19 protein-coding genes and 1 pseudogene are annotated in these 25,176 nt (G+C 43.0%); 14 read left to right on the top strand and 6 right to left on the bottom strand.

Annotation, left to right across the window (positions count from 1 at the left end; translation table 11 throughout):
- Positions 1-294 precede the first annotated feature (294 nt).
- The 5 genes from VIN08_RS02030 (at position 295) to VIN08_RS02015 (ending at position 5,976) form a co-directional block, all read left to right on the top strand.
- Positions 295-1,629, top strand: a complete 1,335-nt coding sequence (locus VIN08_RS02030; protein ID WP_331959445.1) for a site-specific integrase — start codon at positions 295-297, stop codon at positions 1,627-1,629.
- Positions 1,630-1,797: 168 nt separating this feature from the next.
- Positions 1,798-2,094 (top strand): helix-turn-helix domain-containing protein, encoded by a 297-nt coding sequence (locus VIN08_RS28610; RefSeq protein WP_414693232.1) that lies wholly within the window; start codon positions 1,798-1,800, stop codon positions 2,092-2,094.
- Positions 2,095-2,609: 515 nt separating this feature from the next.
- Positions 2,610-4,043 carry a hypothetical protein gene (locus VIN08_RS02025; protein WP_331959443.1) on the top strand — a complete coding sequence of 478 codons (1,434 nt, stop codon included), beginning with the start codon at positions 2,610-2,612 and terminating at the stop codon, positions 4,041-4,043.
- Positions 4,044-4,057: 14 nt separating this feature from the next.
- Entirely contained in the window at positions 4,058-4,708 is a 651-nt protein-coding gene (locus VIN08_RS02020; RefSeq protein ID WP_331959441.1) for a hypothetical protein, read from the top strand.
- 215 nt (positions 4,709-4,923) lie between these two features.
- Positions 4,924-5,976, top strand: a complete 1,053-nt coding sequence (locus VIN08_RS02015) for a DUF3800 domain-containing protein (protein WP_331959438.1) — start codon at positions 4,924-4,926, stop codon at positions 5,974-5,976.
- A 320-nt stretch (positions 5,977-6,296) separates the two neighbouring features.
- Here VIN08_RS02015 and VIN08_RS02010 read toward each other — a convergent pair whose 3' ends face one another.
- Positions 6,297-6,713: a hypothetical protein gene (locus tag VIN08_RS02010; protein ID WP_331959435.1), complete on the bottom strand. Its 417-nt coding sequence runs from the start codon at positions 6,711-6,713 to the stop codon at positions 6,297-6,299.
- A gap of 516 nt (positions 6,714-7,229) precedes the next feature.
- On the opposite strand from VIN08_RS02010, the gene VIN08_RS02005 reads away from it, so the two are divergent.
- The 9 genes and pseudogenes from VIN08_RS02005 to VIN08_RS01965 form a co-directional block, all read left to right on the top strand.
- The gene (locus VIN08_RS02005; RefSeq protein ID WP_331959432.1) at positions 7,230-9,716 is read left to right on the top strand and encodes an MBL fold metallo-hydrolase; all 2,487 of its coding nucleotides are present in this window, start codon (positions 7,230-7,232) and stop codon (positions 9,714-9,716) included.
- Positions 9,717-9,777: 61 nt separating this feature from the next.
- Positions 9,778-10,119, top strand: a complete 342-nt coding sequence (locus tag VIN08_RS02000; RefSeq protein ID WP_331959429.1) for a hypothetical protein — start codon at positions 9,778-9,780, stop codon at positions 10,117-10,119.
- A 156-nt stretch (positions 10,120-10,275) separates the two neighbouring features.
- Positions 10,276-10,875 carry a sigma-70 family RNA polymerase sigma factor gene (locus tag VIN08_RS01995; protein WP_331959426.1) on the top strand — a complete coding sequence of 200 codons (600 nt, stop codon included), beginning with the start codon at positions 10,276-10,278 and terminating at the stop codon, positions 10,873-10,875.
- 10 nt (positions 10,876-10,885) lie between these two features.
- A complete protein-coding gene (locus tag VIN08_RS01990) occupies positions 10,886-11,485 on the top strand; it encodes a hypothetical protein (protein WP_331959423.1) in 600 nt (199 codons plus the stop codon).
- A gap of 5 nt (positions 11,486-11,490) precedes the next feature.
- Entirely contained in the window at positions 11,491-12,537 is a 1,047-nt protein-coding gene (locus tag VIN08_RS01985; protein ID WP_331959420.1) for a PD-(D/E)XK nuclease family protein, read from the top strand.
- The gene (locus VIN08_RS01980) at positions 12,464-14,857 is read left to right on the top strand and encodes a hypothetical protein (RefSeq protein WP_331959417.1); all 2,394 of its coding nucleotides are present in this window, start codon (positions 12,464-12,466) and stop codon (positions 14,855-14,857) included. The genes VIN08_RS01985 and VIN08_RS01980 overlap by 74 nt, the downstream gene beginning before the upstream one ends.
- Positions 14,858-14,861: 4 nt before the next feature.
- A complete protein-coding gene (locus tag VIN08_RS01975; RefSeq protein ID WP_331959414.1) occupies positions 14,862-15,302 on the top strand; it encodes a hypothetical protein in 441 nt (146 codons plus the stop codon).
- Positions 15,303-16,436: a hypothetical protein gene (locus VIN08_RS01970; RefSeq protein WP_331959411.1), complete on the top strand. Its 1,134-nt coding sequence runs from the start codon at positions 15,303-15,305 to the stop codon at positions 16,434-16,436. It abuts the gene before it with no gap.
- 410 nt (positions 16,437-16,846) lie between these two features.
- Positions 16,847-18,877: pseudogene (locus tag VIN08_RS01965) on the top strand (hypothetical protein); the annotation flags it as partial.
- Between the two features lie 99 nt (positions 18,878-18,976).
- On the opposite strand, the gene VIN08_RS01960 reads toward VIN08_RS01965, so the two are convergent.
- The 5 genes from VIN08_RS01960 to VIN08_RS01940 form a co-directional block, all read right to left on the bottom strand.
- Positions 18,977-19,771 carry an AbiV family abortive infection protein gene (locus VIN08_RS01960; RefSeq protein ID WP_331959407.1) on the bottom strand — a complete coding sequence of 265 codons (795 nt, stop codon included), beginning with the start codon at positions 19,769-19,771 and terminating at the stop codon, positions 18,977-18,979.
- 122 nt (positions 19,772-19,893) lie between these two features.
- Entirely contained in the window at positions 19,894-20,499 is a 606-nt protein-coding gene (locus VIN08_RS01955; protein WP_331959404.1) for an SOS response-associated peptidase family protein, read from the bottom strand.
- The gene (locus tag VIN08_RS01950; protein ID WP_331959401.1) at positions 20,486-20,698 is read right to left on the bottom strand and encodes a hypothetical protein; all 213 of its coding nucleotides are present in this window, start codon (positions 20,696-20,698) and stop codon (positions 20,486-20,488) included. The genes VIN08_RS01955 and VIN08_RS01950 overlap by 14 nt, the downstream gene beginning before the upstream one ends.
- A gap of 121 nt (positions 20,699-20,819) precedes the next feature.
- Positions 20,820-24,032, bottom strand: coding sequence for an error-prone DNA polymerase (locus tag VIN08_RS01945; protein WP_331959398.1), 3,213 nt, complete (start codon positions 24,030-24,032; stop codon positions 20,820-20,822).
- A 12-nt stretch (positions 24,033-24,044) separates the two neighbouring features.
- Positions 24,045-25,176: DNA polymerase Y family protein (locus VIN08_RS01940; RefSeq protein WP_331959395.1), on the bottom strand; the 1,132-nt coding region annotated here is incomplete at its 5' end.

Raw genomic sequence — 25,176 nt, 5'->3', positions numbered from 1 at the left:
CTTACCAAAAAAAAGAAAAGCACTTTAACTGGTGCTTTTTTTATGCTTTAAAAAAAATAAAATGTTAACCTGATTGTTAACCTGCTAAATAAAAAAGCCTCGAATATTGTATATATTCAAGGCTTTCAGAGGTCTCGAGCGTATTCCTATACCGTTCACGTCATTCCTCTCTATTACGCATCAGTACACTAAAAACATGACAATCAAACACTTGCGATACCTTCGGGATAGCCCATACGTTCAAAAAATGGGCTTTCCGATTACTAGTTCCCAACTAATAATCCCGAAGGCAAAGTGGCAAAAGTCAACATTTTCATCAAAAAGGATTACCTCGACAAATTCGGGGAGGCCCCAATTCTGGTCCAGTATACCCATGACGGCGAACATTGGCGGTTTAATACCGAGCTGAAAGTAAATCCCGTCCAGCTAGGGTGCAGCTTCGACCCTGATATCCAGCTTTTTAAGCTGACTGCGTTAACACCGTTAACCCCAGAGCAGAAAAAGAGACAGCTGGCATACAACGCAAGCTTGAAATCAATTCAGGACAAGTTGAACGGAATTATCGAACGGTGCGGCACCAATAAAGTCCATCCCATTCCTGACTTAGTCGAGAGGGAATATACCAAGGATGAAAGCGCTATTGACGTTAAATCAAAGACTGTTAATGCTTGGTATGATCACTTTATCAAGTGTAAAGAATTGGAAATCGGCGAAGGGATCAATTCATATCGAGCCACATGGCGACACTTCAAAAGATTCAATTCTGACAGTAGAATACTTTTTCTTCAGGACATCACTAAATCGAAACTCGAAGAGTTCAGGGACTATATTAAAAGTCAAAAAATCAAGGGATCAGGGATTCACAAACAGTTCAAAAACCTAAGAGTATTCCTGAATTGGATAGAAGCAGAATATGAGGAGGTCGAGGTACCAAAAAGTCACAAGAAAATAAAAGTCAAAGCACGGTATGGTGATCCTATTGGCTTATCCGTTGAACAGTTCCTGCAGTTCTATAATTTTGATTTATCCGAATACCCGGAGCTCCAAAGAACAAGGGATTTATTTGTCTTTGGTGTATCCATCGGTGGGCCAAGGCATGGAGATCTTAAAAAGATGTCCGAGTCATTTCGCAAGCATGGCTTCAATCTCAACCAAGGGGTGATCACCTATTTTGAAGCGAAGACCGGAAATGCGCATAAGGAAATACTTGCGAATAAATTCGGTCAGGAAATTCTTGACAAGTACTCAACTTTTCCTCACGTTCCCACCAATCAAAGAATGAATACAAACCTGAAAAGTATAGCCTATAAACTGAAATGGTTCGAGGTAAAATTCATCCCAAGGTATAACGAATATGGGAAGCTAGTTAAAGTCGAAGAGGTTCCCTTGAAGGATATCTTCTCCACAAAATTTATGCGCAAGACTGCAGCAACGATCGACAATTTCCTAGGTATTCCAGTGAAGACTTCAATGAGTAGAACAGGCCATAAAACATTTGCAGCATATAGCCGCTATGTTGATGTCAACAAAGAATCAATGGACGTAGCGAATAACAAATGGGACGAAATGTTCGAAAAGGCTAGCGACCCAGGTGTCAAAATAGAAAAGCATAGAGCGGGCATTACTTGATATACAATTGTCTACGTAATACCAACCCATATCGATCAAAAAAAACTTTTCGAAATTTAGTGGCTTTTAATACTCTTTGCTATAGTTTGTTATCACGGGCGATCGTGATAACAAACCCTGTTTTTACTGTGACGTTTCTAAATGTACCACCTCACAGTAGCATAGAAAATGGATTTAAGGGAGCAATTCGTAAGGGAAATTTTTGAGAGCTACTTCACGCGAGCCTTTACGCGCCTACTCCCTCCTTTGATAAGGGCTGCCATTCAGGAATCCAATTTACACCGGCAGGAATTTATACCTCTGAACCAAGTGTGCAAGCAATATGACATTTCGAAGAAGACACTATATAATTACCATAACAAGGGATATATAACGTTGCGCACTACTGAACGCAAGACATATGTTTCAGTCTTCGAGTTGGAGGAACATATAAGGAAACACCCCATTCAGCGAAATCCATGGTAGTCCTGCTCATAAGCCCTCAGAGGCCTTTGAATGGGCGAGCACAACGCCACCCGATTTAGTTCACAGAGGCCAGGTGGCGTTAAATTCACCCTACATGTTGATTCCGACAATCCCTTACATGTCCAGCTCACAATCGCTGTCTTCGGAGACATTGACGATTTCATGACTACCGAATAAAAGTAGACCTCTCGGACATTGTCGAACTTTTCAAAAGCATTATATATACACTGTTAATCAAATAGTTACGACGCCAATGCTATTTCCATCACGACACCAAAGCAAGCAAAAGAGCCAATTCCTTCAAGACTATTGAAATTGAAGGGGACGGTTGGCAGGGACCCAGTTTCACATATTGAGATTTTAAGTAAAAGCACTACCTTAGGAAGGATTCCCTGCCCAACGAATCTGACTTCAGGCAGATCAAATGCCCATCTGGAGTCAACAAGGTGATATTAATCTTGAGTTGATCTACTTCTTCGTTATGCTAATTCCTTCACGACCATACCCATAAACCAATGAGCAAAGATAAACTTGATTACCTCGATGAGGAGCGAAAAAAAATTTGGCTTAGGCTAACCGACCTTGAATCTCAATTAAAAAAGAAAACGTCCGACTACGAGTTAGAAGCTAAAACATCCGCTGAAAATGCTACTAGCTTTAAAAATTCTAGTGAAGAATCAAAAAACATAATCGAGCAAAATCTAAAAGAGACTCAAACCAAGTTAGTACAACTACGAACAGGCTATGAATCCTTTGAGTCAATGTACACCACAATCAAGGCAAATTCAGAGTCCTCGGTGGCAAATAATGATCTTATCCAAAAAATTTACCAGAACATTGAAACTAAGGCGAAGTCGGTCGAGGAGCAAATTGGGGAAATCCAAAAAGTATTTGATGGAAAGCCATTACTTGACGAGAAGCTCGTTAAACTAGAAGAGGCATTTAAAAAGGGAGATGACTATGATTCGAAATTGAGTTCTTTGTACAAGTCTATGACTGATAGAAAAAAAGAAATAGATGAGCTATACTATAGAATAATTGGGTATACCGAAAAAGACGAGGACGGAGAAGAGACTAAGGTAAAGGGGTTGAAGGATGAACTCGAAGAGTCCTACAATGAGCTAAAACAAAAAATATCAGATTCTGAGAAAGTGTTGCAGGCGTTGTCAGAGCAAACTAGCAATTCATACAATACTTTTACAAAGGAGAAGAAAGAAGAATTCTCAGGCTTGACTTCAAAATGGACGCAGGACTATGATGGTGTGCTACAGAAAATTGAGAATCTATTACCAAACGCATTGACCACAGGACTTAGTTATGCATATTCGGAAAAGAAACAAAAGGAGGAAGAAGAAAATACTAGTCATCGTAAGTCATTTAACATCGCAATAGGTGGTCTAATTACCATTTCACTAATCCCATTTGCAATCAGTGTCGTTTCAATAGTTCAAGGTATTCCATTAGAAGAGGTTATATTCAGAGTTCCGAGAATTGTACTTGCCATCTTACCACTTTACCTTCCAGTCCTGTGGGTTGCTTATTCCGCAAATAGAAAAATGAATCTTGCAAAACGCTTGATAGAAGAGTATAGTCATAAAGAGGTACTGAGCAAGACCTTTGAGGGTTTGTCAAAACAAATTAATACAATTGATGACAAGGATGTGTCAGCTGATCTTCGTGTAAAACTTCTATACAATATTCTTGAAGTAAACTCGGAGAATCCCGGTAAATTGATTTCTGATTATAATAAATCAGATCATCCACTTATGGATGCATTAGACAAGAGTATAAAATTGACAAATGCTGTCACACGCCTTTCAAAAATACCTGGTTTCTCTAAACTAGCAGCGACCTTGGAGAAAAGATCCCAAGAGGTATTAAAGGAGGAAGGAAGAAAGGCTGAAGCTGGACTCGATGCGATTGCAAACGGGACCGAGAAAAAGAAGTGATGAAGTAAATTGTCATGTTCAATATCACCGTACTTTCTTCTTTCCATAAAATGTATGGCAAGTGTAATCCTGGTGAGTTGTACAAGATCATCGAAGAAATACGACCGAATATAATTTTTGAAGAACTTTCTCATGAAGTCTTCAAAGTAATTTATTCCTTCGACTATCAACCGCAAACAGTAGAGGCAATTACAATCAAAAATTATTTACAAAAGTATTCGGTCAAGCATTTCCCGGTTGACAATTACCCAATAAAAGAGACTGACCTTTTTAGTGATGCGCAAATTATCTGGGACGGCAGTAGCGAATACCGTGATCTATGGAACAATAAACTACTAAGACTTAGCCAAGACGGGTACAAATTCTTGAACAGCAATGAATGCATAGAGATGCTGGATAGAATGCGAATTATTGAAGAAACTTTTTTGACGCAGACCAATAACGTAAAGTTGTTAAACGAGCATAGGACTGAAAAGGCACTTCATGAGAAACGTGAGAACGAGATGTTGAGAGCCATATACTACTACAGTGGACAATACGCGTTTGACAAAGCATTGTTTATTTGTGGCGCAGAACATCGGAAACCACTACGACAAAAAACCAAGGAATATGAGGCAAATGAACCCTTGAAACTGAAGTGGACATTTTACAATGACAACCAATGAGACAATTCAGTGTGGACAAAATCGGCTAATGTATCATGACCTTTTGACGTGGATTCGTAAATGTCGTTCATTAAGCTGTGGAGATGCTTTTTTATTTTGGGCGACGATAAACCGCTTACCAAAACTTTTAACAATCTTGAGATATCGCGCAACACCTAGTAAAAATGTTCACTAGAATAATGAATTAAGGTTGGGGTGGAAACTCTTAGATACAAATGAAACACGTAAAAATGAAGATCTACTGCGATGAATCAGGCTATACCGGGGCAGATTTGCTGCAACCAGATCAGCCTTATTTTGTCTATGCGGGTGTGCATCTGGACGAAAAGACAACGAGTTCTATAATTCGATACATTCGATCGAACGTGGACGTCCAGAGTAATGAGATCAAAGGCAAACACCTCGTGAATACTAGGCAAGGACGAGCAGTTATCAAGCATATTTTTTCCAGGTACGGTAGACGTGCAAGAATTGTATACCACGATAAAAAGTATGCGTTGGCTGGAAAAATCATTGAGTACGGCATTGAGCCTTACCTGCCATCGAATCACTTATTCTACGCATCAAAATTTCACCTGTTTTTGGCTTCTGCTCTTTATGCAAACTTTCTAAGTCAAGAGGAATCTGCCGAAAAGCTATTTCAGAATTTTCTGCTCTTAATGAGAGGCAAAAAAACATTTGACGAAGCTAGCTTACATTCTATTTCGAAAAATGATGCAGTCATGGAGTGGTTGTTGGATATCATCACGCACAAACCAGAGATAATTCTTGATGAAATCCAGACGGCCGATGGCGAGAGTCAACCATGGATACTAGGGCTGACAATGAATTCCTTGCTTGGGATATTAACAGACTGGTCCAAGGAAGGAAAATCACTTCAGGTCATTTGTGACAATTCAAAAGTATTCGAACGTGATCCCTTGATTCACAGTCTGAATCAAATCGGTGCATCCGGGGCTACTGGTGATTTTCTTGGGACCAAGTTCGGCTTTAAGCTTGACGACAAGATTTCTTATGGCGATTCGATTCAGATGCCAGAATTGCAAATTGCAGATCTTTTTTCTTCAACGGTATTCTACTGCTTGAAAAATCCGGAAACCCAGTTTAGCAAGGAGATAATGAAAATTGTTGTTAACCGTTGCCTTTGCAAGCCAACAACTTTTTGCGTACTTCCACAATTGGCATCGTTTAAAAACAAAATAAAGAAAAATGCCGAGCTATTTCAACAAATGATGGCAGCTATTTATAAGCTAGTTAAAAGCACATAGTGAAGCACGCTTATTTGCTTCTAAGTATTTCAAATGTCAATTCTCGCCTCTTTCAATAAACGGAATATAATAGCCATTCATGTCACAAAATTGTAATTATAAATGATCCGGCCGCTTGCTAGAACGTGCGCTCGATCGGTAAATTTCTGATTAAAATTGACTTTTAAGTAGAAATCTGGGGGCAATATCTCTTGCTAAACCCCAGCATCGATGGAATTTTTCCGACTAGATCTTATGAATTCTAGGCAGTTTACAACACCTGCGAGCAATTCTTGATTTGTACTTGTCAGAAAATGCAAAGGGGAAATCTCCATCTCGGTTCACTTTGGAAATAAATAGAACTTGGATTTGGTCAAATAAATTTCGGACTGATCGATCAACACAATCAATTCTCCCTGCTGCTCAACGCGAAAAACCTGGCTGTAGGTGGACTTCAGCGTCAATGTCTTTTTGTCGTTACTGAGTTCGTAGCTTCCACGCACCATTTTCTCACCGCGTTGCTCAAAGGTTTTGTTTGAGGGCACGAGCTTTAGTGTAAAGTGCCTGCAATTATCACTTAAGGAGAATTTCTCGTTAACCGTCTTCGCAACGCATACCCATAACCTATTTTCAATAGATTGCCCATATACCTGAATACCGAACAAAATAAAGGCATTAATCGCAGCTATAGAGAAGAGCATTTGCGTGGTTCTCAACGCTGAAATTGGGCCATTTCTTGGATAGTGTAGAATTGCCATAGCTTGAAGTACGTTATGGAAAAGTTACCGATTCTACTTCTAACACACTGTGTTTAGGACGTAGTACAATTGTACTATTAATTTATGCGTTTAAACTCCAATACTATAAAAAGGCGTTCCTGTTCGGGTTTTGTTAAGAAGCTCCCCTCGCTCCTCGATTTTTACACCATTTAACATTGAAGCATCGCTGGTATTGATTATATTCGTGTAAGTGAGCCCATCACTCTTGTTTCGAAGCCATCGAAAGAAGAGTGATGTTTTTTTTTTGACCACCCCGAACCGTTTAAACCAACGTCCCGATGTTGAAGTATTCTTGCATTTGTATGGTTGTATTGTTCCCCATCACGTCTCCTTTGCCCAGGACTCCACCAAAATCACCAATGCCAAGGGCGATACGATTGACTTCGGCACTCCAGATCTTCAATTGAAATACATCCCCAACAACGAGTTTAGCAGGCTGATTACCGCCAATTCGGACTGGTCAAGTGAATGTGCTTAGAATAAAACCCCTACTCTATGGAAATACATCTTCTCGATATGGGCACCACCAAGTATGGTGACTGTATTTTAATTACAAACAACAAAAAATCGATCCTCATCGATGGAGGACATCCGGGTGATGACTCAAGAATTGCATCACAACTAAAGAAATTACTAAAGCAGAATCCCCCCTTCAAACCAGACCTACTAATCGTCACTCACTGCCACAGCGATCACATTGGATGCCTGCCCGCGTTGGTCGCGGCTGGCGACCTTCAACCGAAGATGGCATTGTTGGCAGATCCTAAGATCGGTTTCGCGGAAAATGGCACAGCGGGAGCTTCAGATGCGCAAAAGACAATCAATGTTGCTCTGCAAGAGGAGGATCATTCGGACCTGCCTGACGACGAATTGGAGCAATTCCTATTTGATGCCGCAAGGCTTCAGGATAAGTATGCAGACATGATCAAGACCTTAAAAAAATCTCTCAAAGGATCGTTGTTTTTCTACACCGGCGTCGATGATCCCAATGTCAAAAAGGTTGAGAATAATTTTAAGGAGCTCGGACTGAAGATTCTCGGACCAACAAAAGGACATCTTAAGTTGTGCGCTGATCTGCTTAAAAAGTCAAAAGCAAGTGACCTTATTGATAACTTCTCTGATATTACGGACGATGTTGAGCCGTCATCGCTTGGCGAAATTTACCGTACACTGACGCGCAAAATTGCTCAGGATGCAATCGGAGAACAAGATCGCCCTGGACCAGGAGCAGCAAAGAACGATCAAAGTATCGTTGTGTCAGTAAGTAGCGACGGCTGGTCTGCTTTGTTGACAGCCGACATGCAATTCGCAAAAGCCGAAGTTCCTGGCTTGAGTGAGGAGATGAAGTCCCTCCTCAAAAAAGTGAACGACCAAGGGCCTTATGATTTTATCAAATTATCGCATCATTCAAGTTATAATGGACTTGACGACAAGCTTCTTGGTTTATGGAGCGAATCGACACAGCTTTTTGCTCACTCAGGAGGAACCAATGACACCACACATCCTGACCCGGGCGTTCTCGACATCCTTAAAGCTAAGAAAGGCTCTCTAAACTATGCCCGGACGGATCGAAACGGATTAATTTCTGTTATTAAGAAGAGCGGCGAATTGCAGATGGCGATTAGCAAAGGCCGATTCAATGATTTCACTCCGAATACAAAAAAAGATGAGGCCGCAAAAGTAGAGACCAAAGAACCAACGGCTACGACTGGTTTCGCGCAGCCGGAAGTGGAGGTATTTCAACAAGAGTCTACGAGTGGAATCGTTGAGGTTATCACAAAGGTTCCTCACGAGTCTACGCGCGTAACAATCACGATTGATATTGACGCGCAAAAAAAAAAGACCAGAACGATAGATCAAACGTTCAGCGTCAACAGGATTTCAAACACGGATCACACTAGGTACACGGGTTTGTTGTTTGTGACTTGCTCAGACAAACTCGAACTTAATATTGGAAAACAAGAGGCCTCAGGTATCATGAAATTCTTGACTTCGATACCGGGCGCTTCCTCAGTTAACGTTGGTGCTACATGGACACTAAACCAGATAGCAGAAGCTGTTCATGGTAAATTAGGCAAGGCCACCAAGGGTGTCGTCGTGGTTGGCGGTTATGACGTAATTCCTGCTCAGCAACTAGACGTATTGGACCTAGATTTGCGGCGACGTGTGGTTGACGATGGATATGAGGGCTATGATGCAGACGATTTCATAGTATGGTCAGATGACTACCTGGTAGATATCGATGGTGACTCCGTTCCTGAATATCCACTTAGTCGCATTCCCGATGGACGAAGTGCTGAGCTTCTCGTGAATGCTTTTAAAGCTAATCCACATAATGCCGGGATGCGATTTGGTGTGCGAAACATTGCCCGACCATTCGCTGAATCAGTTTACAGTTTAATCCCCGGGCCGTTGGGGGTGAATATCGGAATAAGCAAACATTTTAGTCCAAAACAGGTTCAACCGAACTCAGCGTCCGGATCCGTTTATTTTATGTTACATGGTTCTGACACAGATGGAACAACCTTTTGGGGAGAAGAGGATGGCGGTAGTCCATACGAAGCGTTTAATATTGCCAATGTCCCCAATGCGGCTAATGGTACAATTGTGTTTTCCGGATGTTGCTGGGGGGCATTAACGGCACTCCCGATCGCAAGTCGCAAACCAGCGAACGTTTCTATTAGGCCCAGAACCCCGGAGCAATCACTTGCGTTAAGCTATATAAAGGCCGGTGCGCTGGCCTTTGTGGGTTGCACAGGGTCCCATTACTCTCCCAGTAAGAAGCCCTACAAATACTTCGGTCAGCCTATGCACGACTTCTTTTGGCAGGGGATAAAAGATGGCTATTCCCCATCCTTGGCACTATTTAAAGCCCGTGAAAAGTATGCGTCTGGAATGCCATTTGCTGATAATCAGTCGTTTAACGAAGCAGTTGAAATGAAAATATTTCGTCAATTCGTTTGCTTAGGAGTAGGTTGGTAGCTGAAATTTTGAACTCAATTTTTTGTATATTTCATCAACAATAAGAAGGAAAGGAGATTTTATGGACGACAAAAAAGCCAATTCAATCATAAAAGATAAAATGAAGGACATGGAGGTGACAGAGCCATATCAGAAGGTAACGGTCGACACAATTAGTTCGGCTGTAAAAAGCAAAGTGTCCGTAAAACTATTGAAAAAAAAATACGGAAAAACTGAATCAACCGATCAAGACTTAATGACACAATTCAAAGAAAAGGTAACAAATCGGGCCAAAGAAGAACGATCTGGCAAAATCACGGTCAAATTGGTCAAATCGACTGATAAAAAGGCTGACGACCGCCAAGCGAATAAGAAAATGACTGTCATTCTTGATGAAAATGGCATAGTAGGAATGCAAGGTTAAAACTTTGAAAAAAAGGAAAAAGGCCTCACAAATCGTGGGGCTTTTTTTTTAAAGGATTTGCCCCTTTTTGCCCTCAAATGGCCTCTTTTTCAGCCAAAATGGTCTTCTTCAACATTGTAACCTCATTGCATATAACTATTAGAGAGACATAGAACCATGACATATCAGGAGATCATATCGCTCATTGAGACAAAGAACCGCAAAGGATGGGAAGAGCTTTTTCATACTTACGGGCAGAAATTCTATGGCTTCGCAATCAAAAATTGGGGGTTTGATGAGGATCAAGCTTGGGACATCGTGTACCAGACTTTGGAAACAATTCTCTTGAAAATCGGAGATTATGAAATCCAATCACAGGCTCACTTTGACAATCTATTGTTCAAGATATTCACGAATTTCCTAAGGCAATACTATAGAAAGATTCGCAAGGCCAACACCTATGATTTTCTTTCGGTGGAGGAAGTCTACTCCTCGTACTCCGAGCCTGATGACGAACCCTCACTGACAATCAAAGAACCATTCTCAAATGACTTCTTTACAGACTACCTGGAGAGCGGAGAAACTGCCAACGAAAAGCTAAAATTTCTGGAGGATGCTCTCGAAAAGTTAGAGAAGCAAGAAAAAGAACTTTTGCTCCTGAAGGCAAATGGATTTACATATGATCAAATAGCTGGGATGTTGAACATTGAGAATAACCAACTCAAGGTGAAACATCATCGGGCCAAAAATAAACTTATAAAATTGCTACAAGCATAATATTACAATCATGAAAAATGAAAAAGTTAAAATTGATCCAATCGATGAAGCGTTGAAGCTCTCTGCTCTCCCTGCAGAAAAGGACGGGCTACCTTCTTCTGAAGGTCTGACTTTATTTCATATTCTATCGACTGAATATTCAGTTAAACCATCAGAACAATTTGCTAATAAGATGATTGAGGAATTATACCAGAAACTCAAAGTCGATTCCTTTGGTGAGTTGTTAACGAATTCATTGAAGTCATCGAACAAGACCGCTGACGCATTGGCTGCTGAATCTGGTTTGTCGTTGTCGACCATTGAACAACTGCAACAGGATCGGATACTGGCAAACAGTGTGCCTGTTATGCAGTTCAAGAATTTACTCAAAGTGCTGCAAATATCGTTCGCCGGCGCAAGTCAGTCCATCTTGAAGACTTTCGAACTTTTGAAAAGTGAAAACACAATTTCAGCTTATTCATTGGGGTCAACGAGGTTTGCGTATCGAAGGAAAAGCGTTCCTGTACCTTCTTCAGTAAATGTAAAGAACAGTTTGACTGAAAGCCAGGTGCTATTCCAAAATGAAGAGGCGCTCAAAAAGTACCTGTCACGATTAGAGCAATTAGTCTAAAGAAAATGGGAATCATAGCAAAAACACGTAAGTGGTCGTTCTCGGCTTTGAGCACATTGCGGAGATGTACTCGCATGTATTTTTTTCAGTACATAGCGGCCACTCACGGCTTTGCTAACCCATTTCGTAGAAGAGTCTTCGAATTAAAGAAATCCAAGAACCTAGTCATGTGGCGAGGTTCAATTGTTGATAAAATCATGGAGTTGGAGGTGATGCCAAGTATTAAAGCTAAGCAAAAAGTCGATTTCGAGTCCTTAGCGGAATCTGCGGTCGCCTTAGCACAGCGACAATATCAATTTTCAAAGTCAGGGTTGTACGCCGTGAAGGGAAATTCGGAAAAGAAAATTGGAGCTGACTATTGCGTACTTGATGTTCACTTATTGAACAAAACATATTCAGAACAACAGATTGAGGACGTATATACATCAATCCGTCAAATTATAATCGGCATTCCAACGATCATGATGCCCGACGGAAAGAGCCTTCTAGAATTCCTCTTCTCGGCCTCGTTGATTGTTCCAAACATGGGCAAATGGAGTTTTAAATTCGAGAATCTGTTTATTAAGCCTCAATTGGACTTATTCATGATCGTCAACGACAAATTGGTGGTCCTGGATTGGAAAGTGTCGGAGAGTGATGTTAGCGACTATTCACGGCAGCTCGTCATCGGTGGAATAACAGTATTCGACGTTTATCGCAAGAAAACAATGCAAGGCGGAAGAAAGTATACATTTGATGACATTCGCCTAATCGAAGTTAACTTGTTTAAGAAAACAGCGAAAGAGCATTTGTTCAATCAACAAGTTGTCAATGAATGCATCGACTTCATATATCTAAATGGTGAGGATATCTCCTTACTCACTCGGGACCAGTCCTTCGATAATTTGGATATTAACGACTTTCCCATAACGGATAAAGAAACTACGTGCATGTTCTGTAAATTCAGAATGGTGTGTATCGAGAAACTCACAAGTAAGTATGAAAGCAACAAGGCGAAACACAACAACGCTGTTCAAGATCAAAAATCAGAGCAGCTTAAGCTTTTCTTTTAAGCTGATGCAGCTTGACCTGCAGGAAATCGACAACGATCCTGCATTGAATAATCGAAACCTCGAGAAGGTGTTGATGAAGGCTGCTTCGCGAACGGCTGGCCCCGTGGCTCCATATCACAAGGATGGAAAGCTCCACATTGCCGTGCGTGCTGACAGTCAAATTGAATTCCTCGAAATACCCTTGGCACCGATGTATGCCAAGCTAACTCTTCTCCCTGAAGTCTATAAGTTGAATTTTGGAAAAATGTCTTTGGAGGAGATTGAGTTGTCAAAACGTTTCTTGGAATTCACAATCAAACAGCATCTTGGAAATTTACCTACTATCTGGCGCTTTAATTCGCAACAATATTTCCTACGCAAGCCCCTGTATAATGACCCACATTCTGAAATAGATGTGTATGGTGGCTTTAATTTCCAGGTCCTTTACAATTCTGACAACCTGTTTTATATATCTCTTGATCTGGCTTATAAATACACAGACAAAAAATTTCTGCACGAGCGAATGGAACAGCAAAACTCTGAGACCATCAAGAACAAACTGCAGGGAAAAAAGTGTCTGTATTTTGGGGGCGATAGCTGGTACCAAGTTCAAATCGCCGGTTTTGGAAAATCTATTCGGGAACACGATTTTCCGCACGATGGAAAGCGATTTACTGTATATGAGTGGGCATTGTCGCGCACGAAATCGGAAACTTTCAATATGCGAAAACACCTTTTTCCAGACACGCCAACCCTAATTTTTAACTACCCGGGTAACACCTCGAAGTATCTTAACGGTGCTGCGTGCTTGGCAAAATTAGTTTACTCGACATCGATGGAGTTTGTCAATGGCATGCATTCAAAAACATTGACAAATCCAGACAGCCGATTCAGATTTTTGAGCTCATATATTCGGCATAATTTTACGGGCATTAGATTCAACGGAGCAACGTTAAATATTGACGATCGTCCGCACTCTGAAGAACTAAAAATCTTTCCGTTGCCCAGCCTAAAGTATAACGGGAATGTCGAAACAAAAACATTCACAATTGATCAGTATTATGAGCGCAACATTGCTGATTTTCCAAGAATGCGAAAGGCAAACATTATCAGACATGGCATCTTAAATAACAATTTGTTTAATCCACAATATCTGTTAATTCCAGATTCGATTGACTTCACGTTGGGTAAAACAATCTGCCAGACGTTAAATCATGACATGAAAGTGTTTGCCAAACAATTCGATGGATTTGTTCCTATTGTTTATAAGGACCTCCGTTCTAGCAGTGCTTACAAACAGTATCAAGAACTAAAGAAGGCGCTCAACGCGAACAACGTTACCCACGGCAAGGCTCTATTTATACTACCCGAAGAAAACGAAAGCTCAGGTAAATACATTAAAAATCTACATGACTGCGTTAAGAAAAACTTTTATCGCAGCGTTCAGTTTCAGTGTGCAGCATCTCACAAGATCACTTCCTTTTTCAGAGGATACATTGAAAAGGGTGCGGTCATCTATAGACTTGTCGAAGAGCGTCTACGATCGTACAAATCTTATGTTGCTAATTTGTTCTTTGAACATTTAATCATTAATCAAAAGTGGCCCTATGCCTTGTCTAAGGCTCTTAATTATGACATTTACGTTGGTCTTGATGTTCATGACCATTACGCCGGCTTCACATTCTTTTATCGGAATGGCGAGAAAATTGTTTTTGACTTTGCCGAAGTGTCAAGCAAGACCGGGACCTATCGAAATGAGAAAATTAGCGCGCGTGTTATTACTGAACGATTGCTTGACAATCTCAAACGGCACATCCCGCAGTATGCAAAGAATCCAAATGGTATAGTATTACTTCGAGACGGACGTAGCTTCGGAGAAGAACCAAAGGCGCTCAAAGTAGTGATTGATGAGCTTGCAAAGGTAAACTTGATCAATAAGAGTTCATTTCGATTCGGTATTGTGGACATACACAAGAGCACTTCGATCCCCTATCGGATTGCACTCGAATCTCAAGGTTTTCCTTCGCTGGTCAATCCAATATCCGGCACTTATAAAATGTTTAATAGTCAGACGGGTTTTCTGTTCACAACAGGATACCCCTTCAAAATAAACGGCACAGTTCATCCGATCCACATTACGTTGATTGAAGGAGATGCAGAGCTAGAAAAAGTAATGCATGATATCTTCAACCAATGTATAATGGCCTTCTCTGCTCCGGATAAGCCAAGTTCGCTTCCTATCGTGCTGAAACTTATTGACACGATGATCAGACCGTTTGCCCATCAAATGACCGAATACGCTCTTGAAGAGCATGAGGAAGAAGTTCCATCCAAAACATAAAGCTATGAGTGAGACAACATTGATCACCAAAAGATATAACGACATGGCGTCGTTTGCGTCTAAAGTCAACAAGTCGGTAATCGTATTTAAGAAAAAATCGCTTCTGGAAGACGATGAGAATAAGATCAAATATCCCAAGCTAAACGTGTCGGTTAACGAGCTGGAACTCGCGAAGAAAAACTTGCGAGAGTCTCTCCAAGAACTGGACAAGGTTGCTGCGACGACAGAGAGAAGTAATGTCTTTACCGGAGAGCCCGAGTCATCTGCCTTACAGACGTTGGTGTTAAAAAACGAAACTGACCGAAATGAGATTGACAGCATCTTGCATTCTTTAGATGAGGGTCAAGTACTGACGCGAACAAACTTTGTGACGCTTGACAAGATAATTTCTATTTTAGATAACGAGAGAAACCTGTTGTTCAAAAAAATGAAAATGATGCATTAAATGATTCCCTTTATCAAAGGACTATATCATGACTTTGATTCTCGTGTGTTAAGGATGATTAATATCTTAAATTCGGCCACCTACCATCCCAACATTCAAAAATCTTTCGTGCCTAACACAATTGGCTACCTGGAAGACCTACGCGATGTTTTACAGCAAAAGATTAGCAGTGGAGATTTGGACATTGAATCGATTGCTTTCAATAACATGTCCGAATACAACGAACTCAATGAGTTCTTTCAGACGATTGAGGCCGCGCGCTTTGAGGTAATTACCAAGTACAACGGTCCTGAAATCTATTTTCACCATAAGATAGCTCGCATCTATGATGAAATTCAACATCTCTCTGTTCCACCTTTGTTGGCTACAATCAGTAACTCAGATAACTATTTTTGGGTACATCCAGTGTTTGAAGTAATCGGTTTACCGTTCGGCGAAGAGAATAACTTACTTAATTTGCCTGATCTCTATCATGAGATTGGGCATTTGATTTTTAAACAGTATCCTGAAATTGTGAAGAATGAAATTTGGCCTGCGGTAGAGCAGTACTTTCACGATCAGATAAACCAAAGTTACGATGAGAAGACCAGCGACCACTATGTGCCCTTTTTTAATTCGAAAAGGAAGCGATGGGATGAATCCTGGATAGAAGAGTTTGGTTGCGATATGATTGGGACCTATTTGTGTGGTCCAGCATTCGCCTATTCCAATATGAAGATGGCAGCCATTAACGATGGTTCCAAAGATGTGTATTCAGATTCGTATAGTCATCCATCGGATGAATCAAGAATGCGAGCGGTGTTTTTTATGCTTGAAAAAACAGGTCACAAAGGTGCCAGCGATCAGATTAAAGCGAGTTGGGATGATTTCATCAACCACACGAACTACACTAAGCACCCAGACTACAAATACATTTATCCAGATGATCTGCTACGAAAGCTCGCGGACGTTGTATATGGCTATTGTCAGGACATCGATTTAGCATCGTATTCCGATCAGGTTCAGAAGCACACGAACCCTATTTCGAAAATTGTTAACGACGCCTGGCAGGAAATCTTAAGTAATCCGCATACCTTTGAAAGGTACCAACAAGAACAAATCAAAAAAATTCAGGAAAGCTTTATTTCTGACTAAAATTTGTTCCCCTGAATTCAGTGGCATTTCATTTCCCCGCGAATCGTTCGCTGTCATTCTAAAACATGTGTAGATTCACAACCACCTCCTAATTGTCTGGTTTAATCTGTCCAGTACAGCATTAAGCTCGCGTTTAACCGTGATAAGTGGTTAAATAGAGAGTCACGACAACACTTGTCTATACATTATTCGCATCTCCTGAAGAATAAGCTTTAGACCGGATATGGAACTAAATTTTTCTAGGCGTGCCTTAGTCTTCGCCACCTTTCGCGTTTAAAGTTTCTCTTCCACTCAACTTATCTATAAATTTAACATACGAGCCCATCCATTCTCTTCCAAAAAGGAAGGGAATCGATGGGCATTTTTATTGGCTTGAAGTGACACGGTTCTAAGTTCATTTTAAAACATACTCCATCATGATAAACGACCATCTTTATACTACTTCACAAAGGGAAGTTAACAATGCTTCAATTGTCTACGGCTATATTGAAGAAGGTGTAGCTTGTTATGTTTTCGACGCAGCAACACCCCGAACTACACCATTCTTGCGTCTATTAAGCCAAAAAAACGGAGACCATTTTTACACAACGTCACAGAATGAAGCAATCCATGCAATTAATACCTTTGGATATATTTCCGAAGGAATTGCTTGCTTTGTACTTGATTCACCAACGCCGGGCGCAGTGCCCCTTTATCGCTTGTACAATCAAAGCAATGGCGATCACTTTTACACAATCTCACAAGATGAAGCAAACAATGCCATAGCTAAATACGGGTATAAATCAGAAGGTATTGCTTGTTATGCCTTTAACTCTTCAGGCCCAGGAACTATACCCTTCATACGAGCACTTAAAATAAAAGATCCAAAGAAATCCTCGTGGGCCATACTCCTCTGCAAGTTCAAAAACGATTCCTCTGAGCCCCCAAATGCCCCAGGGGTCCTACCCTTCAAATCAGTATGTGAAAACTTTTTCACCCAGACCGATGCTGGCAATAATGTTGTTCGATTCTTCTCCGACATGTCACATGGCAGCCTTGACCTTAGTGATTCAAAAGTCTTCGGATGGTACACAATAGAGGTAAACATAATCGGATATACTAAGGACGGTCCTGTCTATGATGTTCCTGATCAGGGAAAAAGAATTGGAAAAGCGATTCAAGCCGCTAAAGACGCGGGGGTGCTTATTAATAATTTCGATGGTGTGGTCGTCATTATGAACGTAGCCACAGGGGAAGCACAAGGAACAAAAGGATGGATGGTGGCTGACTGGCGCCGTGTTGATGGTCGGAATTTCGATGGCACACTCGGAATGCGTGCTCCGGGGAGTAACGGCACTGAAGTTTTTGGACAAGAAATGGGACATGGTTACGGTCTTGGTCACTCCCGTCAAGAAGATTTAAACGTTGACTACCAAGACGGATGGGACATCATGAGTACTGTGGGCTGGGCATTCGGCTCCTCCGATGTGGAATACTGCGCCAAGGGGCCTGGGTTAAATGCATGGAATATGCGAGGGCGAGGATGGCTAGATGAGAGTCGCATTTGGAAGTCGCAAACGAACAGTGATTTTAGTCACACAATAAGACTCCGCCCATTACACCAAAGAAATCTTACAGGTTATTTAGGAGCAGAGCTTCCAGGTATTGGAAATCACAGTCCTTATTTGGTCGAGTTCAGAGTTCCTGAACTATGGGATGCTGGGATTCTGAATGCAGCGATTTTGGTTCATAGATTCAGTGGCAACGAGGAATTCGGTCAATATTACAGTCCCAATCTTGTTGGCGACAATTCCCTAAATACCCATTCATATCTAATGAAAGGATCGATGGGACAACTCTCCCTTTTAGAAGGCGACGTTTTTGAGATCGGCAACGGCCCATATTCAAGGGTAAAAGTATTAACAATTGACAGTATCAACAAAATTGCTACCGTACAATTATGCTATTCAACTTTGCCCAAAACCGCGCCTTCAGCAACAATAGTTGTGCCTGCGCCAAATCATTGCGTATCGGCATTGATCGAAGGTTCCACTTGCAAGTTCATAGTTAAATTAACCAATAATGTGTGCGCCGCAAACTACACAATACTTTGGAAAGCGCTGGGAGCATCTCCCGCTGCAGGTGAACAAATGAACGAGCCCTCATTTATAATTGACATACCTGAGCAATCTGGGCAGATCACGGTATCTGTACAAGTAAATTTTGACGACGGAGCGGTAGCAAGCGACTCTTTCCATTTCACACCCATTTCCCAAGAAGAAGCTAGCTGGAGGCAATTTATCTGCAACGTTTTAAATGAACGATTAAAGCCAATTCCCTGGTGGAAATGGGATCCCGAAAAAATAAAACGAGTTTTATCTGAGTATTCAAGCGATGATTTGGCTCGCATCGAACACAGACTGGCTAGGCTACTAAAAAATATTAAGCACGCTAATGTGTAATGAAAGGTAAAAAAATATGCATCTGAACTTGTTAACAGTTCGAGAGCTAACTTGGAATCCGTAGAATATCAATTTCACACAGTATCATAATCATAATCGTTATTGAAGGTTAATTTTAGGCGGGATTTGTGAGCCGCTAAACGCCAACCTGACTGCTACAAAAGGGTCCCTAAAAGTGCCCAATTGTGTCAATGCAGTTTCAATCTTCTCGTAGTAATTGTCTCTAATGAATTGTCCCCGAAGGGATTCGAAATGCTTGACATAGAGTTCCTCATTGGAGTTTAGAGTTTCAACAAGACCTAACCCAACATTGCGGACTTTCTCCAATCTACTATATAGTTCGGCATATTGGTTTTCACTTATTGCAATGGGAGTTTTAAGTTGATCCTGATAATCGACATACATACCGTTTTGCCGAAAGGTTTCCAGCATCGAAAACCATTCAAATTCCTTCGCCAGGGACTCAAACATTCGCAAGCCATAGTCCTTTACTAGGAGATGGGCCTTTTCGTCATTGTCTATAACCGCATTCACAAAAGCAAAGCCCTCTTCAGGATTTGCACGGAGTTTCTGTAGAAAAAAAACAACCTCTTCGGAAAAAACATTAATGACAAACATCGCGTACCCCATGAAGTGACGTATCTGATGGCTCTTAAAAAAACGTTTTATTCCTTTAACTTTCCCGAACTCAAAGCCGCGTCCGTTAAAGAGTACGATAAGAGACTTAATCAGTTCTTCAATGCTCACGATCGCCGAGAACATGGCGTCTCCATATTTTCCTTTAATTGCTAGTGCTTTAGAGGTTTCCCATTTGTCATCGGAATTTTCCAGTATCTGCCTGTAGGCCGACATACTTTCGGCTTTGCTTAATGAAAGGAAGGTCTTGCTTGACATGGTTCAGTAATTAAATTCAACGCAATAAATAGCAGATCTGCGCAGCCTTTTTGCGCAGATCATATAGTCCATCATAAAAACAATGACCTTTTTTAGCAAACACTTTAATGTCGCTAATCTATCTACCAATATTTCACAGTCACATAGTAAGGCACTTTTACGGTGCCTGCATCATCAAGCCATCGCCATTCAAAAAATCCTTTCACAGGTATCAGACATCGTTGTCCATTCTTGATGGCATCCCGGAAAGAGGGCTTGTCCCACATTTCTTCATGAATGCAGTTGAGTGTATTAAGTCTCACCTGCATTGCCTTGTCTACTTCTTTATAAAAAAAAGGTATCAATCCCCAACGGAACAGCTTAAACTTGTCCGGCTCACCTGCAGTAATAACATGCGTAGGGAAATAATCAAAACCGTTTTCGTACCAACGCTCATAGGTTGTGTTATTACCGTAGGCACTCAGAAATCGCTGATACCAACGCATCTCAGTAAGCTCCTGTTTGGTGAGATGTGAGGGCAGCGCGTCCTTTTCGGTATACTTGATGAGCTGTTGTGACAACTCGTTCGAATGATCCATTCCAATGGATTTGAGAGCATCGTCTTTGCTAAGCATGATGCTGAATTTCTCCTTTACCAATTCCATCTCTTCGGTGATGGATTGAAAGGAGGCAGAATAGTGCTCCATCAGTTCGTTATAGCGCTCGACTTCGGATTTAAAGAAACACATAGATTGAAAATTCGTCTATTCCAAAAGCCATTTCGAAAACCTGTTCATCGGTGATCGAGATAGTATAAGCATTGTCGTCCGATGCTATATCCTGATTGCAGGGCACCAGGATGGCAAAGTGATCAAAGTTATGGTAAAGGAGATAGCGGTACCCCGATGCCATATAGTTGCCCAAGATCGCGAAATTGAAATCGGTCATCGAACTAAATTTAGGCAAATCCGGGATCGATTTGAAGCCTCATTTGCTTAAAAGGTCAGGATCAATTAAGCAAATCTATTTTCCGAAGGCCCGGAAAAACTTTCCAAAAAGCCAGACACTCCTACCTGAAGTTCCTGCCCTCCGGGATAACCCCCTGGACGGTGTTGCCGGCATCCCGTTTTTCCAGAAATGGAGAACTGGTTTCATCAGACCGTGACGTTTTGGACGCCAGATTCGGCTGGTTTGAGGCGGTCAGGTGTCCCAGGAGCCTTGAAAAGTTATGGCATTTCTGAACGATGACGTGAATGACCTCCCCCTCCTTCTGGACCTTGCCTTCCACCATGATGAGCTTGGATTGAACGATCTCCTTGCGGTATTTATCGAACATGTTGGCAAAGACTACCAGGTTGGCCGTGCCGGTTTCGTCCTCGATGGTAATAAAGCATATTCCTGAAGCCGTTCCGGGCCGCTGCCGCACCAGTATCAAACCCGCTACCCTTACATAGTCATCATTCCTGGCTGTAGACAGGGAAGCGGTAGTCACTACCCGGAATTGCTCCAGTTGCCCTCTGATAAAGCTCACGGGGTGTGCTTTCAGGGACAGGGTCGTCGATGCGTAGTCATGGACAACATGCTCGGACAGCCGCATCTCCGGCAGGACGATGTTCTTTTCAATCCGCTCGTTCAAGCTTTGATCGGAAAATAAGACAGCCTCCTGGTGATCCTTGGTTGATACATGCCAGAGCGCTTTTCTTCGGTCGAGGCCCATCGATCGGAACGCATCGGCGTCTGCCAGGCGTTCCAATACAGCCTCGGATATACCCGCATCACGAAGTTGCTGGACGGAAGTATAGCCGGTCTTCCGCTCTCGGATCAGCTCAGTCATATCCTCTTCCTTGAGTCCTTTCACCTGGCGGAGTCCTAACCGAAGGGCATGGTACTTTCCATCCAGTTCTTCCAGCGTGCAGTCCCATTGGGAATAGTTGATATCCACCGGACGCACTACGACGCCGTGCCGTTGCGCATCGATGACAATCTGGGCAGGCTGGTAAAATCCCATCGGCAGACTGTTGAGCAGGGCACATGCAAAGACATCGGGATAGTAACATTTCAGCCAGGAGGAAACATATACCAGCAAAGCGAAGCTTACCGCGTGACTCTCTGGAAATCCATACGAACCAAAGCCTTCCAGTTGCTTAAATACCCGCTGTGCATATTCGAGTTTATACCCGTTGGCAACCATGCCTTTGATAAGTTTATTCTCGAAGTATGAGATCTTACCCTTGGCTTTAAAGGTTGCCATGGCGCGGCGTAGTTCATCTGCTTCCGTTGGTGAAAACTTGGCCGCCACGATGGCGATCTTCATGGCTTGTTCCTGGAAAAGAGGAACACCCAACGTGCGTCCCAAAATCTCTTTCAACTCTTCGGACGGGTATTCAATTTTCTCTTCACCATTTCGCCGGCGCAGATAGGGATGCACCATGTCGCCTTGTATAGGGCCCGGTCTTACGATGGCCACTTCGATAACCAGGTCATAAAAACATTTGGGTTTCAACCTCGGCAACATGGACTGCTGCGCGCGACTTTCAATCTGGAATACGCCGATCGTATCGGCATGTGTAACCATCTCGTAAACCGCCGGATCGTCCTGCGGAATGTTTGCCAGCGTCAGGTCAAGATTGTAATGTTTTTTTGCCAGGTCGAATCCTTTACGAATGCAAGTCAACATGCCGAGCGCCAGTACGTCAATCTTCATAAACCCAAGTGCCTCGATGTCGTCCTTATTCCACTCGATGTTAGTGCGGTCTTCCATGCGCGCGTTGAGTACTGGACAGAGATCAGATAGTTTGTTATTGGTGATCACAAATCCACCGGTGTGCTGTCCAAGCTGGCGCGGGAAGCCCATAAACTGCGAGGTTAGCTGGAGCACTTTTACAATGGTCTTGTCATCGGGATTTAGTCCTTGTTCGATGATGCGCTTTCGATCGAAGCCTTCATCCATCCAGTCCCAGACGAGCGCCGATAAGTGATTGATGGTATCCACGGAAAGGCCCATGGCTTTGCCTACATCGCGGATGGCTCCCTTGTGATGCAGCTGCGTTACCGTGGCTACTACGGCAGCACGGCTCCGGCCATACTTCTGATAGATATACTGCATGACCTCCTCCCTACGCTCGTGTTCAAAATCCACATCGATGTCGGGCGGTTCATTGCGCGCTGAAGAAATAAAACGTTCAAAGAGCAGGTCAAATTTGGACGGATCGACAGAGGTAATGCCCAGGCAATAACAGACCGTTGAGTTTGCCGCCGAACCCCGCCCCTGGCAAAGTATCTTCTCTTTGCGCGCATAACGAACGATGTCATATACCGTCAGGAAGTATTCGGCATAGTTCATCTGCTCGATAAAGGTCAGCTCGTAGTTGATGTTCGCTTTGATCTTTTCCGGAATGTCGGAACCATATATTTTTCGCGCGCCATCCCAGGCCAGGTATGTGAGTTCCTCCTGAGGCGTACGTTCCTCAGAGGTAATCTCTTTAGGATATTGATATTTTAACTGATCGAGTGAGAATGAGCAGGCTTCTGCGATGGCTTGAGTTTGCCGGATTGCATCGGGGTATTGCCGGAAAAGACGTTGCATTTCCTCTACCGTTTTGAGGTGCCGTTCGGCATTTGGGTGCAGGCGGTAACCGGCAGTATAGATGGTGCATTTCTCGCGAACACAGGTGACTGTATCCTGGAGTTCACGGCGACCAGGATAGTGATAGTGCACGTCATTGGTGGCTACCATCGGCACACCGAATTGTCTGGAGAGTTGCAGGATACGGTGTAGCAGTTTCGCATCGTCACCATTATACCAGCGGGTAGCCGCGATGTAGAGCTCCTGGCCAAACGCATCCCTGTATTCGCCCACTACTTTCCTGAAAGGTGCATCGAACTCATAGGCGCGATTGAGTGAATCTGGTGGCAGCATAATCAGCTTCACGCCTGCCAGGTTTCCGTATAAATCAGATCTATATAAATCGCACTTCCCTTTTTCGGTTCTAAGATTACCCAGGGTCAGGAGCCCTGAGAGCCTGGCATAGGCCTCGCTGTCGGTTGGGAAGGCAAGCAGGCTTGGCCCATCAAGTAAATCGAGACGGCACGCTGGGATGAACCGGACCCCGGATTTTTTGGCAGCTGTATGGGCACGTACAATTCCGGCCATGGTATTACGGTCCGTGATCGCGATGGCGGGATACTGGTGTGCAGCCGCCTGCTGGATTAACTCTTCCGGGTGTGATGCTCCGCGCAGGAAGCTGAAGTTGCTTGTTACCTGTAGTTCGATATAGCTCATAGTCCTTTCCCCTCATGCAAAAAATCCATGTATGAACCATTTGTATAGTTTGTCTTCGTAATGACCCAGGCGGAAAATCCAGTAACGCCGTCCTGCCTGGTCCTCGACACGATAGTAGTCCCGGTGCTGCCCGTTTTGAAGCCACCACTCCTGCTCGACCCGTTCCGGACCATCCGCTTTCACTACTTCGTGTATTTCGCCTTTGTATCGGAATAGCATGGGTGGATAATCCGGTACCGGCGCTGTTACCTCGATGACCTCCGGTTTAGGCAGTACATGCAGGGGGCGTGACCTTGCCTTATGCCACTGCGTTGAAGAAGATTCATGCAGGGATGGAGCGAGCTTGAAAGAGCGCTCCGGCCAGTAGTGTTCATCGGCAAAATATCGATGTACCTTATCAATGCCGACTTTGCTGGCCAACCGGTCGATGAGTTCGGATAGGCGCTCGTCATCAAGGCCACCGGTAGTCTCCCATACCTTCTCCTGCCGCGAACTGTGCTCATCCACTTTGATTGCCTCCAGTGCAAAGAGCTCAATACCGAGTGCCGGTTCAATACTTGAAAGTTTAAGGGAGAATAATTTGAACAAATGCTCCACGTGGTGGGAAGGCCGGCTCGTACCGATCTCAACACTTTCAGTTTTGCCATCAACGCGGTAGCCCTTGAGTACAGCCACGCGGATACCCTTTTGCTCCATCTGCAGACGAAGGCACAGAATCTCTAAAAGCCGCTGTAACGCGACTTCAATACCGGGTAACGTGACAACGGGTTCAAGGCAGGGTAATCGCTCCTGATACGGCTCTATGGGCGTCACAGGCTCTATGGTTTCGATCTCCTGACCAATTGCCTGGTCTAGCCGGTGAATAAGCTCAGCGCCAAACCTCCTGCGCAGGGCTGACCGCGGCATGTTAACAAACTGGCGGATTTGTTTAAGCCCGAGTTTATGCAGGCGCTCGATGTTCTCCGGCGAAAGTCTGAGAGCCTGTGGCGGTAGCTGAAGGAGGGCATCAATATGGCGCCCGGACGAGACGATCGGTTCGCTACCGAACCGGGCTATGCCCCATGCCGCTCCTATGGTGTCGGCTATAGCCAGACGCACCTCATAACCACGAGCGGAGAGTTTCTTAGAAATGTCTTCCAGATAA

Source organism: Ohtaekwangia sp. (assembly GCF_036568665.1).
Classification (GTDB): Bacteria; Bacteroidota; Bacteroidia; order Cytophagales; family Cyclobacteriaceae; genus Ohtaekwangia.
Note: the sequence above shows the minus strand (reverse complement) of the source record. Positions and strands in the feature narration are given on the sequence as shown.

What these genes read in the sequence shown, in the direction of transcription:
- VIN08_RS28610 (WP_414693232.1), top strand. Translation starts at nt 1,798, where the DNA reads ATGGATTTAAGGGAGCAATTCGTAAGGGAAATTTTTGAGAGCTACTTC.
- VIN08_RS02025 (WP_331959443.1), top strand. Translation starts at nt 2,610, where the DNA reads ATGAGCAAAGATAAACTTGATTACCTCGATGAGGAGCGAAAAAAAATT.
- VIN08_RS02020 (WP_331959441.1), top strand. Translation starts at nt 4,058, where the DNA reads ATGTTCAATATCACCGTACTTTCTTCTTTCCATAAAATGTATGGCAAG.
- VIN08_RS02015 (WP_331959438.1), top strand. Translation starts at nt 4,924, where the DNA reads ATGAAACACGTAAAAATGAAGATCTACTGCGATGAATCAGGCTATACC.
- VIN08_RS02010 (WP_331959435.1), bottom strand. Translation starts at nt 6,713, where the DNA reads ATGGCAATTCTACACTATCCAAGAAATGGCCCAATTTCAGCGTTGAGA.
- VIN08_RS02005 (WP_331959432.1), top strand. Translation starts at nt 7,230, where the DNA reads ATGGAAATACATCTTCTCGATATGGGCACCACCAAGTATGGTGACTGT.
- VIN08_RS02000 (WP_331959429.1), top strand. Translation starts at nt 9,778, where the DNA reads ATGGACGACAAAAAAGCCAATTCAATCATAAAAGATAAAATGAAGGAC.
- VIN08_RS01995 (WP_331959426.1), top strand. Translation starts at nt 10,276, where the DNA reads ATGACATATCAGGAGATCATATCGCTCATTGAGACAAAGAACCGCAAA.
- VIN08_RS01990 (WP_331959423.1), top strand. Translation starts at nt 10,886, where the DNA reads ATGAAAAATGAAAAAGTTAAAATTGATCCAATCGATGAAGCGTTGAAG.
- VIN08_RS01985 (WP_331959420.1), top strand. Translation starts at nt 11,491, where the DNA reads ATGGGAATCATAGCAAAAACACGTAAGTGGTCGTTCTCGGCTTTGAGC.
- VIN08_RS01980 (WP_331959417.1), top strand. Translation starts at nt 12,464, where the DNA reads ATGAAAGCAACAAGGCGAAACACAACAACGCTGTTCAAGATCAAAAAT.
- VIN08_RS01975 (WP_331959414.1), top strand. Translation starts at nt 14,862, where the DNA reads ATGAGTGAGACAACATTGATCACCAAAAGATATAACGACATGGCGTCG.
- VIN08_RS01970 (WP_331959411.1), top strand. Translation starts at nt 15,303, where the DNA reads ATGATTCCCTTTATCAAAGGACTATATCATGACTTTGATTCTCGTGTG.
- VIN08_RS01960 (WP_331959407.1), bottom strand. Translation starts at nt 19,771, where the DNA reads ATGTCAAGCAAGACCTTCCTTTCATTAAGCAAAGCCGAAAGTATGTCG.
- VIN08_RS01955 (WP_331959404.1), bottom strand. Translation starts at nt 20,499, where the DNA reads ATGTGTTTCTTTAAATCCGAAGTCGAGCGCTATAACGAACTGATGGAG.
- VIN08_RS01950 (WP_331959401.1), bottom strand. Translation starts at nt 20,698, where the DNA reads ATGACCGATTTCAATTTCGCGATCTTGGGCAACTATATGGCATCGGGG.
- VIN08_RS01945 (WP_331959398.1), bottom strand. Translation starts at nt 24,032, where the DNA reads ATGAGCTATATCGAACTACAGGTAACAAGCAACTTCAGCTTCCTGCGC.